Genomic DNA, 15,285 nt, shown 5'->3' with positions numbered 1-15,285 from the left:
GGGCACTATAAATACAGCGTGCCCTTTAAGTATCGTACGGCATGCCCGGTTATAGTAACCGACTGCTCTGCAACTTCACATAACAGCTCGCCACCGCGGCTAGATGCCTGATAGGCATTAAGGGTTGTTTTGTTTAGTTGCTCTGCCCAATATGGCGCAAGACCCGTATGAATAGAACCCGTTACAAAATCTTCTTCGCCACCACTGGCGGGCCAAAAGTAGCGCGATACAAAGTCACAAGCCTCCCCTGGCGCACTGGCAACCACATCGAATGGAAATAATGCTTTTAATGCGGTTGAATCAGTGGTTAGGTCAATAATATCTTGTGCTGTTTCGTATATTGCAAAATACGCTTGTTGATTTTTAAGGACTTTAACAGGCGAGATTGATAAGCCTTGCAATAATTTAGTCGGTATTTCAAGCACCGGGGTTGGCGCTTGTTTAGGAAAGGTCATGGCAAAGCTGCCATTTGGGTTTTTATTTACAATGAGCGTCCCCACTGCTGCGCCATAAAAGGTAATCTGCGTTACGTTATGCTGCTCGCATAAAACATAGGCCGCTGCCAGCGTAGCATGACCACAAAAATCTATTTCCATTAACGGCGAAAACCAACGAATGGCGTAACTGCCATCGGCTTTTTGGCACGTAAATGCGGTTTCTGACACATTATTTTCGGCGCCAATTTTAAGCATTAAATCGTCGCTTAACCACGACTCTAAAGGAACAACCGCCGCATAGTTACCTTTAAATAACTCGTTAGTAAAAGCATCTATCTGATGAATAGTGAGTTGCATATTAAAAATTTAAAAATGAATCATAATTAAACATGCCATAAACCCAATAAATTGTCAGTACTAATTCGTTACGCCATTACAGGTCTCATTTTGTAATATTGCATACAAGCAAACTGAACAATATTAGTAAGCAGCAACATAACAAACATTAATACGTGCGATGTACTTGGTATGGCTAAACTAAGCTCAACGGTTAAACCACATACACCTGCCAAACATTGAAAAATAAAATAGCGCGCACTTAAGTTACTAATATTGCCACTGCGAAGTGTTTTATAAGTTTGTGGCATCACACGTACCGAGCTCATTACCAGTCCAACATAAGTTAACACATTAAGTAATGTGCCAATTTCAAACTGAGGAAGTAGCAATAATAAAAAAGGTGTAAGTGAAAGGCTCAGCATAATCACTAACTGCATTCGCTCATTTTTTGCGGCATTGTAACGGGTAAAATAATATAAAATTAATGTACTTAAAGCACCTGTAACTATAAAAGGTAAAGTAATTAGAAAGCGTTCGAAGTAAATATTATAAGCGGTAAAGTACAAGCTTTGTGATAACCCAAAAGTGAGCATTAACAATGATACACCCGACGCACTGCGGTTTTTTCTAATTTTGTTCAGTAAAGGTAAAAAGCTAAATACCAAAATTAATGCTGACAAAATAGGTAGGTAATATGTCAAAGTTGCCTCACGGATACACACTGTAAAAATCAGAAAATATGCTTTATAAACCCAATGTATTTATTAAGCTCGATTATTTAGCGCGGATTTTATAGCGCTACTATTTTTAAACAATAGCGAGATACCGATTAGATTTTTTAGCTGGCAACATTTCAATACAAAAAGTGTTATTTAAAATGAACAGCAAAGTATTTATTCCCTTTTATTATATTAGATTGAAATAATATTGATAATTGTTACCATTAACGAATACGTTATTTAATAAAATAGATTATGAGAAAAACGCTTTTTAAAATTCACAGCTGGGTCGCTTTATGTGCCATGTTACCGCTATTAGTTATCAGTATTACCGGAAGTGTACTGGTATTTAAAAGTGAAATAGATGGCTTACTCCTTCCCGATAGCCACTATGTTATTGACGAACACGCTCAGCGAAAGTCGATGGATGATCTTATAAACACCGTAGAATCTCGTTACCCTGAACACGTAATTGGCAGCTGGGAAATTTTTAACGACGATACCGCCGACCGAGTTTATTTAATTAAACGCGGCACAGAACATTGGTTTAAATTTCATTTAAATCAATATACTGGCGAAGTATTATCGGAACCAGTAGGGACTTCGCATTACTTTACCGATTGGTTTTTAGAACTACATTACACGTTTTTATTAAACGACTTAAAATCATTACCAGGGCAAACAGGCACCGTATTAGGCTTCTTTTTTGCGTTGTTTTTCTTAACCCTTGGTATTACCGGCCTCATTATTTACCGTAAGTTTTGGCGACGCTTGTTTAGCGTACGCTGGCGTGCAACCCTACAAATAGTGCTTAGTGATATTCATAAAATGACGGGCGTGCTGGGTTCTCCAATTATCATTATTTTAGCGATTACAGGAGGGTATTTTAATTGGGCTGTTTGGTATCACGAAGTTATTGAACACCTTGAAGAAGAGCATTACACCTTAACTGAAAAGCTTCAAAGCGAGACGGTTTCTTTTCAAAACATTCTCGATGAGAGTAGCAAACACATTGCCTCATTTAATGGTACTTATTTATTAATGCCACTAAGCCCAGATGAAAACATTACTTTATTTGGCGAGGTAACAACCAGTAATCCGTTTGCGAGTGAATACGCTAATACCGTGGTTTACGATAAAAATACCGGTAAACATTTAAGCAACTGGGATATTCGTGAAGTTGGCGCTGGTTGGCAAATAATTGATAGCTTTCGTAAGTTACACTTTGGTTATTTTGCCGGGCTTGCTAGTAAAATAATATGGTGTATTGTTGGTTTAAGCCCAGTATGGCTAGGTGGTACTGGATTTTACTTGTGGTTTACTCGTCGCCAACGTAAGAAACAATCGCAAAGAAATCGTTTAAATAAAACAGTATAACTTGATATTTAAATAACTCCCTTGTACCTTAAATTCACTATAAGGGAGTTATAATATGAAAAAGCTTTTCATTATTTTGTGCCTCAGCAGTGTTTTTTTATCTGGCTGCAACAGCACATCTACAGCTAAAACTGAACAATCAGAAACCTTTTTATCATTACATCAACTTATTAATCACAGTTTATTTCAGCAACAAAAAACCCCCTCTGAAGAGGCGATATTTACTTTATCTAAAGCACAAAAAAAACGCTTTTTAAATTACGCTAAACAGCATTTTGACACTGTTCGTGCTGATAGGATTATATATAACTACCTCGAAGAACAGTTGTCTGATTTTAAATACTACGGTGAAACACTCAGTGCTACAGAATCTGTGAGTCTCGAAAAAGGAAACTGCATTAGCTTAGCAATAGTGACACAAAGTTACGCAGAATTGCTTGGATTAGAAACGTCTTTCCAAGAAGTAAGTAGTACACCTATATATGCTCAACAAGGAAACTTAATCTATGTTTCTAAACACTTAAGAACAAAAGTATATGCGCCACCTCCCGAAAAGAAAAAAGGCGTTCTTTCGCTTTTTCGTTCAGGCACGCTCATTGACTACTTTCCTACTCGCGGCAGCTTTTATTCAGGTAATGCATCATATAACGATTTAGTCTCGATGTTTTATAGCAATTTAGCCGGCGATACACTACAAAAAAAGCAATACGATTTTGCATACTCGTTTATTATACAAGCGAATAAGTACACCCCAAATCACCCTGAACTCTTTAATATGGCGGCTATATTACATCGTCGAATGGGCGATAAAACCAGTGCACAACACATTTACCAAACCGCATTAGAGCAAGATAACGTGAGTGTTAATTTACTTAGCAACTATCGTATATTGGCGCAAGAAATGGGCGATCATGCTTTGATTGAGCAAATAAATAGAGCATTAATTAATGACGAAAAGGACCCTTATGAGTTATTAGTTATTGCAGCAAATGCCAGACAACAAGGTGCATTAATTCGTGCTAAGTCTAATCTTGAACTGGCTATTACAAAAGCGCCATACATTGCCGATTTATATTTAGAACTTGCTAAAGTTCATTTTCAGCAAGGGCATACAGCTCGTACCCAATCGCTGCTATCAAAGGCCATTGAACTAGAGCGTGACAAACAAAAGCTCAACATATATCAAGCCAAATTACTGGCATTAAGCAATATAAATTAGTGCAGTTTTTACATCCAACTTCGGGTGTCAGATTCAACCTGATACAAAGTAAAATCAATTAAATAGTTTGCATCGGGCGTTTTTATATAAGGCATAAAAGCAAACCCCGATGCGAGTTGAATATGCACCGATGACAGCGACGATTTACGCATAAAATAGGTACTTATACTGTGCGCGCTTTGTGCTTTATATAACTCAAATACACGATACTGAACGCCAATCATGCCTTTTCTGATCACTAAATAGTGCCGCCCTTGATCTTGATGCAAATAATATCCATAACCCTGATACGATAACGTCACTAAACCCGAAAGCACAATAACGCCCCCTACGCTTATCAAAGTAGTCAACTCAAGTGCGATACATAGGCCAAATATAACTACGCTAGGGAGCGCAGCAAAAAAGGCTAAGTTTTTATACAGTAAAGCACGGTGTGCCCCTTTAAATATCAACTTTTCACTATCAAACCAAGGATAAACCCATTGGCATACACTATTTACTTGTGGCTTTGTTAATACAGGCAATACTAAGGTTTGCTTATTTTTTTTTGCCGCATTAGCCCCCCACCCACCACTTGATGCCTGTAAGCATTGCAGTGTATAGCGTTTAAGTAAACGCGACATAATATTTTGCTTAATGACTATCGACTGTACTTTATCTAGGCTCATCGTTAGCTGATGGCGTTCTAACAAACCAGAAATACGTTTAAACTTAGCGTCTTTAAAATACACTTCAAAGTTATAAAATCGAGCCAACGCCATAGCTACCGATAATAATATTGCCATTAAAAAGAGCATTACGACCAACGTTGCTACAGCAAATGCAGCGGCCGTTGTGATCAGTCCAAGCTCTTGCTTATAAAATCCTTCAAGGTTAGCTATTAACTGCTTTTCTAAAAAGTTAATAGTGGCGTTAATAAAAGGAGCGGCAGCAGCAAATGCTAAAATAGCCATATTCGACATTAAGCCAAATTTAGCAATTTCTTTATTGCTGATTAATAAGCTTTTTTCATCGTAATCATCATCGTTCGTATCATCGCTGATATCGCTTGTTGCGATTTGTTGCTTTTCTTTGTAGGTAAATATTTGCTTACGCATGGCTTGTGCATATTCATTAGTCACACCCGGTAACACCACTTCTTGTGCGGTACTGCCTGCAGCATCAAAAATACAATTAACTAAGTTAACGGGGGTAAAATAAAAAGGAGTGGCAATATTTACATTTTGTACTCGTGAAAATTTAAGGGTTAAGCGCTCTTTTTGAAGCACTCCTTTATTAAGTAAAATTTCGTTATCATCAGAAATGCTGTATTTAAAGTTTAAATAATAAAGTAACGAGTACAGCACTAATCCACACACAGCAACAAGCGCAGCGATTTGCCCCCAAAATAGTTTATTTTCAACCTGAGTAACAAAAACCACCAGCATGGGAAGTAAATTTAACAGCCCATCTTTAACAAAGCGCACACTAAAATGCACCACAAAATACACTAAAGCCCAAGGCGATACTTTTTGCCAAACCGGTTGTGAATTTTGATGGGTATGTATATCGCTAGTCATGGTTAATCGCTTGCTCTTTACTACCGTCAATACCGTAATTTTGCACAAATTGTCGTATTTCTTTGCAATGAGTATGTGTTAAACCTGTTAGTTGTAAATCAGCGCTCATTCCACCTGCACTATAGAGCTTTAAACTGGCTAACCCTAATTTTCGCTCTAATGGCCCTCGATGAATTTCTATATGTTGAACACGAGCTAAAGGTAAAATGGTCACCTTTTGCCAAATAACCCCTTTTTTAAGGGCTATATCGTGGGCACGCACTGCCACCCCCTGCAAACGTACATTTAATACGTTATAAAACAAAGATGTAATAATTAATACAGGGGTAATCACTAACAAATAAGGTTTTAAATGACCCCATAAGTCGCTATTTATATAATAAAAAGCACCTAACACCCCAATTAAAGGCAGGTAAAACATTAACCAATTAAGCTGAACATGCATCAAAGCTCTATCTGCAAGAGGGTTAAATCTAATCGCTTCATGCTGCGGAAATTGTATTAATTGAGGGTTACTAAACACAGGTTATCCTTAATTCAACTATTTACACCAGCTTATGGTGGTCGTAAGTGTGTGGCTTTGTTTAGGCTCAAGTGTAACGGTATCACTTAGTACATTTGCAGCCTCTAAACACACCATGTACTGATATTCATCATCGGCAAAATGAGACAAGCGCTGCGCTTTATCAATCCACGGGTTCCAAAGCACGCATGACGTTGAGTTTTCGCGGCCCACTTTAATAATCCCCTCAGGAGTATGTATAAGCTGCTCAGGTGCAGCATGGGTATATACCTGATCGGTTTCGCGTGCAAACGTGACCACATCGTTTTGTTTAAACGGGCCTTCGTTAAACTCAATAAATTGTGCGCCCTGTAAGCCCTCCACTTGTGTATCGCTAATTGCCGAGGTGGGAAAGTAGCTATGCAGAGCTTGAGTGTAACTAAATGCCTGCGCACTTAAGTTAGTCGTTGTTAAATGCACCGTTAGTGTATTGCTTAACACAAACTCTATTTTTAAGCTTGATTGATGCGGCCAAAGCGTCGTGTCAACTTGTCGCATTGGCAATTTTAAGCTAACACTGATTTCGTTATTACTTTCATGTACTTCATCGGCTTGCCATACGCTCGTACGCGCAAACCCATGAGCAGGAAACTCACTGTTTTCATGATTACCAAACCACGGCCAACATACCGGAATGCCGCCTCGTATGCTTGTACCTTGTTCAAACGTTTCATCACTAGAAACCCATAACAAGGGCTTGTTGCCTTTAGGTATAAACTCACTAATATGTGCACCTTGTAAAAATATTTTAGCGCTACATAAGTCGCTTTCAACATTAATATATTCTAGGCCACTGGCTAAGCGCTCAATGCTAACAGCGGGTGATAATTTCATTGAATTTCCTATTTTTTAAACATTTTTAACTTATTTATAATAACGATATAAACACGCTTCGTACATTACAACTATAAATTAGCCCACTTTTAACGCATATTATTTGAATTCAATTTATTAGATGTGTAACATTTCTGGATTATGCCGCTAACTTTGCCCTTATATGAGATACACTAATGCAAAAATATGACGAATTATTGGTTTCTTTACGCAAAGTGATACGTGCGATTGATTTACACTCGAAACAACTCAATAAAACTTCGGGGTTAACAGGTCCACAATTGTTAATTATGCAGGAAGTGTTTAAGACCGACGGTATTACAGCGAGTCGTATTGCACAAAATGTTAATTTAAGCCCAGCAACAGTCACCAATATTTTAGACCGAATTGAAAGCAGAGGGCTGGTGACACGCATACGAAGCCTCACTGATAAACGTCGTGTTAGCCTTCATTTAACAGAACAAGGCCAAGCACTTTTAAATAAAGCGCCGCAGCCACTACAAGAGCATTTTATTGAAAATTTTTCTGCCTTAGAAGAATGGGAACAAAGCTTACTGCTTTCCTCAATGCAACGTGTTGCTGCAATGATGGATGCCGATAAAATTGATGCATCGCCATTATTAGAAGTTGGCGCACTTACACAAGCCACAAAAGAATAACAGTATTTAGCTTTAAGCACCGTTTACTACACTGTGCTTATCAGCTAAATTATTATTACCTTAACGGCCTTTTATTTACCTAATGAATATTAGTTAAATTTCATTTTGCCAAAATAATTTACTGTTTATGAAAATAAAACAAACCTTGGTCCGCTATAAAAACATCAGCCTTAAAATGCTTGGGTTATTATTGGTTGCACTTGGCATTATCGGTATATTTTTACCTGTCATGCCTACAACTATCTTTTTTATTTTAGCGTTAGCGTGTTTTACTCGCTCATCTCCTGCATTAGCTCACTGGCTACTAACCCACCCGCGATATGGTAGTCCATTACAGCATTGGCAAAAATATCGTATTGTCCCTATAAAAGCCAAGGTATACGCTGCTATTGGTATGTTAATTGGGTTTATTTTTTTACTCTACAGTAGCGCTCCAATATGGGTGATCGGGTGTGTAGCGTTAATAGAGATAACGGTATTAATCTATTTAATATTACGTCCTAGTATCATTCCCACATCTTAACCCTCATTGTTAACACCAAGTAAAAGTAAAGTTTAGTAAGTAAGTTAATTAGTTTATTTGTAATTCTTAATGAAAATGATTATCATATCGGTATGGTTTTAAAATAAATTAAAATTAACTTTATGGCGTTTTTTAACAAGCGAGCGATTTATAGTATAAGCCGCGCTTTACATATTTATATTTCTACAGCTCTCTTTTTTTTACTGATCTTATTTTGTATTAGCGGAATTGTGCTTAATCATGTTGATTGGTTAAAAAACGATAAAAACAATGCCGATAACACGCTTGCGATCCCAAACTCATTACTTATTAAAGCAAATAAGCAACGCGACACTCTGCCTACCCTCTACCCCGAGATAGAAGCCTTTATAACACAGCAATATTCGCTATCTAATCCTAAAAGCATTGAATGGGAAAAAGAAGATAGCCTGGTAATGCTCGATTATCCGTTACCTGCAGGCTATGCCTATATTGAGTTTGACTTTAACGCAGGCGAACTGCTTGTCGAGTATCAAACTGGAGGGATTTTAAGCATTATGGGCGACTTACATAAAGGTCGTTATACCGGTGAAGTGTGGAGCTGGGTGATAGATATATCGGCAGTATTCATAATTATATTTTCGCTTACTGGGATGATCATATTATTTCAAAACAGAAAAAAACGCTTAACAGGAATAGGTTTAACCTTGCTGGGAGTTGTTACTCCTTTGGTTATTTATTTATGTTGGGTACCGCAAATTAAAGGAGTGTCTTAATGTTAAACTCAACACGCTTAATCAGCGCTATTTTATTAATCATGACGTTATTATTTCAAAGTAGTGCGCACGCAAATACCAGCCCACTCGAAATAGAACTCACGTTACCCAACCTTGATGTACAGCCTTACCATCGCCCATATGTTGCTGTTTGGCTTGAAACACCAAAACGTAAACATGTAACAACAATTACTTTATGGGTACAAAAAGCAGAATGGTTTAAAGACTTACGTCAATGGTGGCGCAAAGCAGGTAAGAAAGCCATTAACTTTGATGGCGTAAGTGGCGCGACCAAGCGCGCAGGCAGCTACACCATTAACTGGGATGGAAAAGATCTAAACGGCAATGCAGTTAAGCCTGGAAAATACTTACTTAATATTGAAGTTGTACGTGAAGAAGGTGGCCGCGATTACTCACGAGTAGAACTTGATTTAACACAATCGGGTAAAGTGACGATTGCAGGTAAAAAAGAGTTTTCGCAAAGCTTTGTAACAATCAACGCACTGTAAATGACACCAATATCATCGATATTTAAAATTTAAGGATTCAAAATGAAAACAACATTATTAAAAACCGCATTAATTGGTGCACTTAGCTTATCTGCACTGGTATCAACATCGGCAAGTGCTCATAGCCGCTGGTTACTACCTTCACATACCTCATTATCGGGTGATAAAGCGCATTACGTCATGATTGATGCTAGCGTATCAAACGAAATTTTTGCCCCCGACAAAGCCTTTAAACCAAAGCAAAAAGGGGCTGCGTACGATGATTCATTAATCATGGCATTAGCGCCAAATGGCGAGCCTGTTTCAGAGACTATTCGTGCCTATTACTTACAACGTAAAAGCTCTGCAGCAGTTAGCCTAAAAGCGCAAGGCACTTATCATATAGCCATGACACAAACCCCTCTTTACATGACGTTTTACAAAAATGCGGAAGGTAAACGTAAGCGCGTTTTTGGTAAAAAAGCAGATGTGAATTTACCTAAAGATGCAAAAGAAATACAAACAACTAAAATGATTTCAACGGTTGATACATTTGTTAGCCGCAACGGTACATCTAAACCAGCACAGCTAGGTTCTGGCTTAGAGTTGGCAGGTCCTACACACCCAAATGATTTATTTGTAGGCGAAAGCGCTAAATTTCAGCTGTTACAAGATGGCAAGCCTGCAGGCAAAGGCATTGAAGTCATGATTTTAAAAGGCGATACCCGCTACCGTAATGAACGTGGTGAAGTAAAAGTAACTACTGATGAAAATGGCTTTTTTAGCACCACATGGCAAGAACCTGGCTTATACCTTATTGAAACGTCAAACAAAGTTAAAGTTGATGAAGCCGGTGTTGATGCTGGCCGCTATGCATTATTCACAACACTCGAAGTTGCACCTGAATAATTAGCGCTTATAAAGCCCATAGGCCAAACACCTGTTTGGCCTTTTTTATCACTCATACCCACTTTTATTATCTAAGCTATAAAAACCAAGTTCCTCATATTTAGCTCACCTTGCAGACATTCGATACCATGTTGTGAATTTTTGATCGAAATAGCATTAACATGCGTAAACACTGAGCCTAACTACATACAACTTTGAATAAGTTAGTTTATTTTTATCTTTGCGGTGCTGTAGAGAGTTCTATATCATGCGCTCTTTTTTAAAATCATCTAGCAGTAAGAGAATCAATTAATGACACATAACGGTTTATCGGCTAAAAAGTTAGCCCTCACTGTGGCAATTACAACAATATTAGGCTCAGTATCTAGTAACACATTCGCCGCAGAGCAATCTCAAAGCCAAGCACAGGAAAGCATTGAAGTCATTTCTGTCACGGGTACTCGCCGTAGTTTACGAAGTGTAGCTGAAAGTACCGTACCCGTTGATATTATTACCAATAGCGATATGGCTAGCACAGGACAATTAGAAATAAGCCAAGTACTGGCCAATCAAATCCCTAGCTTTAATTACCCTAGCGCGACACTTGCCGATGGTACCGACCATGCTCGCCCTGCTGTATTAAGAGGCTTAGCGCCCGATCACACCTTAGTTCTTGTTAATGGTAAACGTCGCCACTCAGGGGCTCTATTAAACCTTGGCGGTACAGTGGGACGTGGTTCAACTGCGGTTGATTTAAATATGATTCCTACATCGGCTATTAAACGTGTTGAAGTACTACGCGATGGCGCTGCAGCGCAATACGGCTCTGATGCAATTGCAGGGGTAATTAACATTGTACTTAAAGATGCCACCGAAGGCGGCAGCGTAAGCGTAACCTACGGTGAATACGACACCCAAATGGCCGGTGTACCTAACCTAGAAAGCACTTACGCCGACGCAAATGGCGACCTTGCATTTACGACAGGCGAAGACCGAAAAGTGAATGACGGCGCTACCCGTACGATTAGTGCAAATTCAGGCTTTGCGCTTGCCGATAATGGTTTTGTAAATGTCTCTATTGAATATCGCGATAACGACTCAACTCAACGCTCAGGCTTTGACCCACGCGAGCAATACGACCGCCTTGAAGATGGCAGCCTAGACCCGCGTGAATTTACTATCGACCGTTATAACCATCGTTTTGGTAAAGCCGAATTAGAAGATTATGCCCTGTTTTACAATATGGGTTACGAATTTGAAAATGCTTTAAACTTATATTCTTTTGGTAGTTACTCAAATCGTGAAGGTAACTCAGGCGGATTTTATCGTCGTGCAAACGATGACCGCAATGTGATAGAAATATACCCCGATGGTTTTTTACCACAAATAGTGTCTGATGTTGAAGATTACTCTTTAGCATTGGGCGTACAAGGCGAAACAGGTGATTGGAGTTGGGATGTAAGTACCAACTACGGCCGTAACGACTTTTCTTTTGGTGTTGTTAACAGCTTAAACACTTCGCTAGGAGTAAATAGCCCTACCGAATTTGATAACGGTGCGCTTGTTTACGAGCAGTTTATTGTTAATGGCACAGCAAGCACGGTACTCGATTTAGGCTTACCTGATGAGGTGTTTTTTAATTTAGGTACTGAGTATCGCAAAGAAAACTACACCATAGAGCAAGGTGAAGAAGCTTCTTATATTACTGCGCTAGATGAGCAAGGTAATGCTATTGCAGCCGGTGGTGCACAAGTATTATCTGGGTTTGGCCCACAAAGTGTTACCGATGAAAGCCGCCATAATATTGCTGTATTTGTTGAATTAGACACCTATTTAACAGAAAAGTTAAATGTAGTCCTCGCAGGACGTTATGAAGACTATAGCGATTTTGGCGATACCTTGACCTCAAAACTAGCAACTCGTTATAGCATTAATGATCACCTTTCATTTCGTGGAGCTGTTAGCACAGGCTTTCGTGCGCCATCACTAGCACAAAGTTCGTACCGCCAAATATCTACCGTACTTGAAAACAATCAACCTTTTGAAGTCGGTTTATTTCCTGTTAACGCATCAGCAGCACAAGCTTTAGGTGCAACAGAGCTTGAAGCAGAAGAGTCGGTAAATTTAACCGCAGGCTTTATTTATACTCAAGGGAACTTTAGCCTAACGGTTGATGCATACCGTATTGATATTGATGACCGTATCGTATTGTCTGAAACATTATCAGGTGATGCAGTCGCACAAATTTTAGCGAGCGCAGGTGAGGTTAATACCGACAGTGTTCGTTATTTTACCAACGCTATAGACTCGCGCACCCAAGGGGTTGATGTTGTACTTACCTACAATATCGCGTTAGCGGATTACGGTGACCTACGCTTAAATGCAGCAGCTAATGTAAACGATACTGAAGTTACTCATGTTAAAGATAACCCAGAGGAGCTAAACTCATTAGGCGAAGACTACGTGTTATTTGCGCGTCGTGAAATAGGGCGATTTGAAGAAGGAACTCCCGATACCAAATTAAACTTATCGGCGGTGTGGAATATTAACCAATGGCAAACAACACTGCGCGTTACACGTTATGGTGAAGTAGCAGATATTTCAACTACAGCTGAGGGTGACGAATACTTAGATGCTAAATGGATCACCGATCTCGAAGTAGCTTATCGCCCTGATGAATCGTGGAAATTTGCTCTAGGGGCGAATAACCTATTCGATCAGTACCCTGAAGCAACGGTAGGAAATATTGGTTACTCAACCTTTGGACAAATCTTCCCATACAGTCCATATACACCTTACAGCCTAGATGGTCGCTTCCTTTATGGTAATGTGACTTACAGCTTTTAAGCCTGAAAAAAAGGATGCCTTGGCATCCTTTTTTAAATCTCGACAGGTGTCTCACACAGCCCTCGCACTCCCGGTTTGATAATAAAGACATTGCCACTTTGAGGGTATTTTTGTTGTTGTTTTTTACTTAATCCCACTCGCGCGGTGGTGATTGCAAGTTGCTCACGCCATTTACCTATAAATGCCACACAGGTGACCTGAGGAACAGGTACAGCAATGTGTTGTAGTTTTTCTCCTGCGGCTGAAAAACGATAGACCCCAAATCCTCCCCATGCAGCAATCCATAAACAATCCTCCTCATCCACGGTCATTCCATCAGGAAATCCCATGTCCTCGCTAAAGGTAATAAATATATGTTTATTGGTTAACTGCCCCAACTGATCAACAGAAAAACGATATACTGTACGCTGTGCTGAATCCGTTGAGTACAACCACTTGCCACACCGACTAACAGCCGGACCATTACTAATCATATAGTTATCGTCTACTTTTGTAGGCGCTTGTCCATGCCCAAAACGATATAACGCACCTTGCTGTTTTTTCTCCGCTTTATCCATAGTGCCAAAGTAAGCAAAGCCATTTCGATCTGTTTTAGCATCATTTAATCTATTTTCAGGGGGCTCATTTAATAACGAAAATAATAACGTTCGCTCAAATGTGTTTGTATCAAGTTGGTATATTGCTTTTTCGAACCCTGCAATAAGCTGACCTTTTGTGGTTTCCATTACCCAACAAATCGGCTCTACCATGTCATAACGCGATGTCTTGTTGTTTTCTAGGCTATAACAAAAAAGCGCCTTCCCTAAAATATCTACCCACAACAAGCTATTTTTTACTTGCCAATAATAAGCGCCCTCACCTAATAAACAGCAACTTGAGATGGTATGTGTAATGTCATCAGATTGAATATGCATATGGCGACTCTGTCTTTTAAGTCTTGCCATCATTGCCTATTCGGTGCTGCATTAAAAGACTTAATAATGGTTTTTTTGACTATTTATTTGTTTTTATGTACATGCTTAAAAAACAAAATCCTTTTATAACAATAAGATAGGTTTGGGCTTGTTTTTGCTTACTATTGATATAACTCAATTTAAAGCAATTTAATAATAAGGATTATCCTATGAACACGTTTACCTCATTTACAAAAACAATTTCACTAATTGGCGGCGCACTTTTACTAGGGGGCTGTGTATTTCATATATCGCCAAGTGTTGCCTCAGTAAAGCAAACCAAACAGCTGTCTTTACCAAGCCAAAACATAGCCTATTTAAATGTATTAGCGGGCGCTGGCTCACTTGAAATAAAAGGCTCAAATACGGCCACCAGCATTGATATAGATGCCACTATTTATACCGCCGATATTGACGATGAATACGAGCTAACGCTTGAGCAACACAATAACCAAGCAAAGCTGGTTGCCCAAAATAAAAACCAAACTGGTATGCGTATTTATAGTGGTCAATCGCCACATATTGATGTGATTGTAACGCTACCCCGTCACTTAAAGCTTGATATTAACGATGGCTCTGGCGATGTAATCATCACCGCCATGCAAAACGATATAAACATAGAAGATGGCTCGGGTAGTTTAACGATCGACAGTGCTAAAAACCTGACGATTGATGATGGCTCTGGCGATATTTCTCTTGAAAATATTATGGCCAATTTAGAAATAACCGACGGATCTGGCAGTCTTTATATTAGTAATGTGACCGGCAATACGGTTATTGAAGATGGATCGGGCGACATGGATGTGCGCAATGTAAGTGGCACACTTGATGTTGAAGATGGCTCTGGTGAAATAACGATAAGCCATATAACAGGCGCTGTAACTGTCGATGATAACTCAGGCAGTCTGCTTATTGAGCATATTAGCTCAACCGTCACCATTGAAGATGGTTCGGGCGATATTCGTGTTAATGGCGCTAAAGAGCTCATCATCACTGAATCAGGCGCAGGCGATGTAAGCATTGATAATATTAGCGGCAGAGTAAAAGTAGACGATTAATTATCGTAAAATAACCCATTGTATTTTTAAAGCAGCTAAGCCATGCTAAAGCTTTTTAGGATGTACGC

Annotated in this window: 15 protein-coding genes; 9 read left to right on the top strand and 6 right to left on the bottom strand. The window is 39.1% G+C overall.

Annotated elements, in window-relative coordinates; translation table 11 throughout:
- Positions 1–5 precede the first annotated feature (5 nt).
- Positions 6–794: a PhzF family phenazine biosynthesis protein gene (locus tag J8L70_RS12490; protein WP_211055926.1), complete on the bottom strand. Its 789-nt coding sequence runs from the start codon at positions 792–794 to the stop codon at positions 6–8.
- Between the two features lie 68 nt (positions 795–862).
- Complete coding sequence (locus tag J8L70_RS12485; RefSeq protein WP_211055925.1) at positions 863–1,477, bottom strand: PQ-loop domain-containing transporter; 615 nt, start codon at positions 1,475–1,477, stop codon at positions 863–865.
- Positions 1,478–1,750: 273 nt separating this feature from the next.
- On the opposite strand from J8L70_RS12485, the gene J8L70_RS12480 reads away from it, so the two are divergent.
- The gene (locus J8L70_RS12480) at positions 1,751–2,872 is read left to right on the top strand and encodes a PepSY-associated TM helix domain-containing protein (RefSeq protein ID WP_211055924.1); all 1,122 of its coding nucleotides are present in this window, start codon (positions 1,751–1,753) and stop codon (positions 2,870–2,872) included.
- 55 nt (positions 2,873–2,927) lie between these two features.
- Complete coding sequence (locus tag J8L70_RS12475; RefSeq protein WP_211055923.1) at positions 2,928–4,091, top strand: hypothetical protein; 1,164 nt, start codon at positions 2,928–2,930, stop codon at positions 4,089–4,091.
- 8 nt (positions 4,092–4,099) lie between these two features.
- Here J8L70_RS12475 and J8L70_RS12470 read toward each other — a convergent pair whose 3' ends face one another.
- Genes J8L70_RS12470 through J8L70_RS12460 form a run of 3 tightly spaced genes read right to left on the bottom strand, consistent with a single transcriptional unit; the run spans position 4,100 to position 7,046 of the window.
- A complete protein-coding gene (locus J8L70_RS12470; protein ID WP_211055922.1) occupies positions 4,100–5,650 on the bottom strand; it encodes a PH domain-containing protein in 1,551 nt (516 codons plus the stop codon).
- Positions 5,643–6,173: a PH domain-containing protein gene (locus J8L70_RS12465; RefSeq protein WP_211055921.1), complete on the bottom strand. Its 531-nt coding sequence runs from the start codon at positions 6,171–6,173 to the stop codon at positions 5,643–5,645. Before J8L70_RS12465 ends, J8L70_RS12470 begins: the two co-directional genes overlap by 8 nt.
- An 18-nt stretch (positions 6,174–6,191) precedes the next feature.
- Complete coding sequence (locus J8L70_RS12460; RefSeq protein ID WP_211055920.1) at positions 6,192–7,046, bottom strand: D-hexose-6-phosphate mutarotase; 855 nt, start codon at positions 7,044–7,046, stop codon at positions 6,192–6,194.
- Positions 7,047–7,222: 176 nt separating this feature from the next.
- Here J8L70_RS12460 and J8L70_RS12455 point away from each other — a divergent pair, with 176 nt between their 5' ends.
- The 6 genes from J8L70_RS12455 to J8L70_RS12430 all read left to right on the top strand — a co-directional run bounded on the left by J8L70_RS12455 (position 7,223) and on the right by J8L70_RS12430 (position 13,206).
- Positions 7,223–7,705 (top strand): MarR family transcriptional regulator, encoded by a 483-nt coding sequence (locus J8L70_RS12455; RefSeq protein ID WP_211055919.1) that lies wholly within the window; start codon positions 7,223–7,225, stop codon positions 7,703–7,705.
- A gap of 127 nt (positions 7,706–7,832) precedes the next feature.
- The gene (locus J8L70_RS12450; protein WP_211055918.1) at positions 7,833–8,228 is read left to right on the top strand and encodes a YbaN family protein; all 396 of its coding nucleotides are present in this window, start codon (positions 7,833–7,835) and stop codon (positions 8,226–8,228) included.
- A gap of 122 nt (positions 8,229–8,350) precedes the next feature.
- Positions 8,351–8,983, top strand: coding sequence for a PepSY-associated TM helix domain-containing protein (locus tag J8L70_RS12445; RefSeq protein ID WP_211055917.1), 633 nt, complete (start codon positions 8,351–8,353; stop codon positions 8,981–8,983).
- Complete coding sequence (locus tag J8L70_RS12440) at positions 8,983–9,492, top strand: DUF2271 domain-containing protein (RefSeq protein ID WP_211055916.1); 510 nt, start codon at positions 8,983–8,985, stop codon at positions 9,490–9,492. The genes J8L70_RS12445 and J8L70_RS12440 overlap by 1 nt, the downstream gene beginning before the upstream one ends.
- Positions 9,493–9,534: 42 nt before the next feature.
- Positions 9,535–10,380, top strand: a complete 846-nt coding sequence (locus J8L70_RS12435) for a DUF4198 domain-containing protein (RefSeq protein WP_211055915.1) — start codon at positions 9,535–9,537, stop codon at positions 10,378–10,380.
- Between the two features lie 291 nt (positions 10,381–10,671).
- Positions 10,672–13,206, top strand: a complete 2,535-nt coding sequence (locus J8L70_RS12430) for a TonB-dependent receptor (protein ID WP_211055914.1) — start codon at positions 10,672–10,674, stop codon at positions 13,204–13,206.
- 32 nt (positions 13,207–13,238) lie between these two features.
- Here the strand turns inward: J8L70_RS12430 and J8L70_RS12425 are convergent, their stop codons facing one another.
- Positions 13,239–14,120, bottom strand: coding sequence for an SMP-30/gluconolactonase/LRE family protein (locus J8L70_RS12425; protein ID WP_211055913.1), 882 nt, complete (start codon positions 14,118–14,120; stop codon positions 13,239–13,241).
- Between the two features lie 209 nt (positions 14,121–14,329).
- Between J8L70_RS12425 and J8L70_RS12420 the strand changes: the two genes are divergently transcribed.
- On the top strand, positions 14,330–15,217 hold the full coding sequence (locus J8L70_RS12420) for a hypothetical protein (RefSeq protein ID WP_211055912.1): 888 nt from the start codon (positions 14,330–14,332) through the stop codon (positions 15,215–15,217).
- Positions 15,218–15,285: the final 68 nt, after the last annotated feature.

This window comes from Pseudoalteromonas sp. MMG010 (assembly GCF_018100905.1).
Taxonomy (GTDB): Bacteria; Pseudomonadota; Gammaproteobacteria; order Enterobacterales; family Alteromonadaceae; genus Pseudoalteromonas.
This window is presented reverse-complemented; position numbering and strand designations above follow the sequence as displayed.

Coding starts and splice junctions, on each gene's coding strand:
- J8L70_RS12490 (WP_211055926.1), bottom strand. CDS start 794: ATGCAACTCACTATTCATCAGATAGATGCTTTTACTAACGAGTTATTT.
- J8L70_RS12480 (WP_211055924.1), top strand. CDS start 1,751: ATGAGAAAAACGCTTTTTAAAATTCACAGCTGGGTCGCTTTATGTGCC.
- J8L70_RS12475 (WP_211055923.1), top strand. CDS start 2,928: ATGAAAAAGCTTTTCATTATTTTGTGCCTCAGCAGTGTTTTTTTATCT.
- J8L70_RS12470 (WP_211055922.1), bottom strand. CDS start 5,650: ATGACTAGCGATATACATACCCATCAAAATTCACAACCGGTTTGGCAA.
- J8L70_RS12460 (WP_211055920.1), bottom strand. CDS start 7,046: ATGAAATTATCACCCGCTGTTAGCATTGAGCGCTTAGCCAGTGGCCTA.
- J8L70_RS12455 (WP_211055919.1), top strand. CDS start 7,223: ATGCAAAAATATGACGAATTATTGGTTTCTTTACGCAAAGTGATACGT.
- J8L70_RS12450 (WP_211055918.1), top strand. CDS start 7,833: ATGAAAATAAAACAAACCTTGGTCCGCTATAAAAACATCAGCCTTAAA.
- J8L70_RS12445 (WP_211055917.1), top strand. CDS start 8,351: ATGGCGTTTTTTAACAAGCGAGCGATTTATAGTATAAGCCGCGCTTTA.
- J8L70_RS12440 (WP_211055916.1), top strand. CDS start 8,983: ATGTTAAACTCAACACGCTTAATCAGCGCTATTTTATTAATCATGACG.
- J8L70_RS12435 (WP_211055915.1), top strand. CDS start 9,535: ATGAAAACAACATTATTAAAAACCGCATTAATTGGTGCACTTAGCTTA.
- J8L70_RS12430 (WP_211055914.1), top strand. CDS start 10,672: ATGACACATAACGGTTTATCGGCTAAAAAGTTAGCCCTCACTGTGGCA.
- J8L70_RS12425 (WP_211055913.1), bottom strand. CDS start 14,120: ATGCATATTCAATCTGATGACATTACACATACCATCTCAAGTTGCTGT.
- J8L70_RS12420 (WP_211055912.1), top strand. CDS start 14,330: ATGAACACGTTTACCTCATTTACAAAAACAATTTCACTAATTGGCGGC.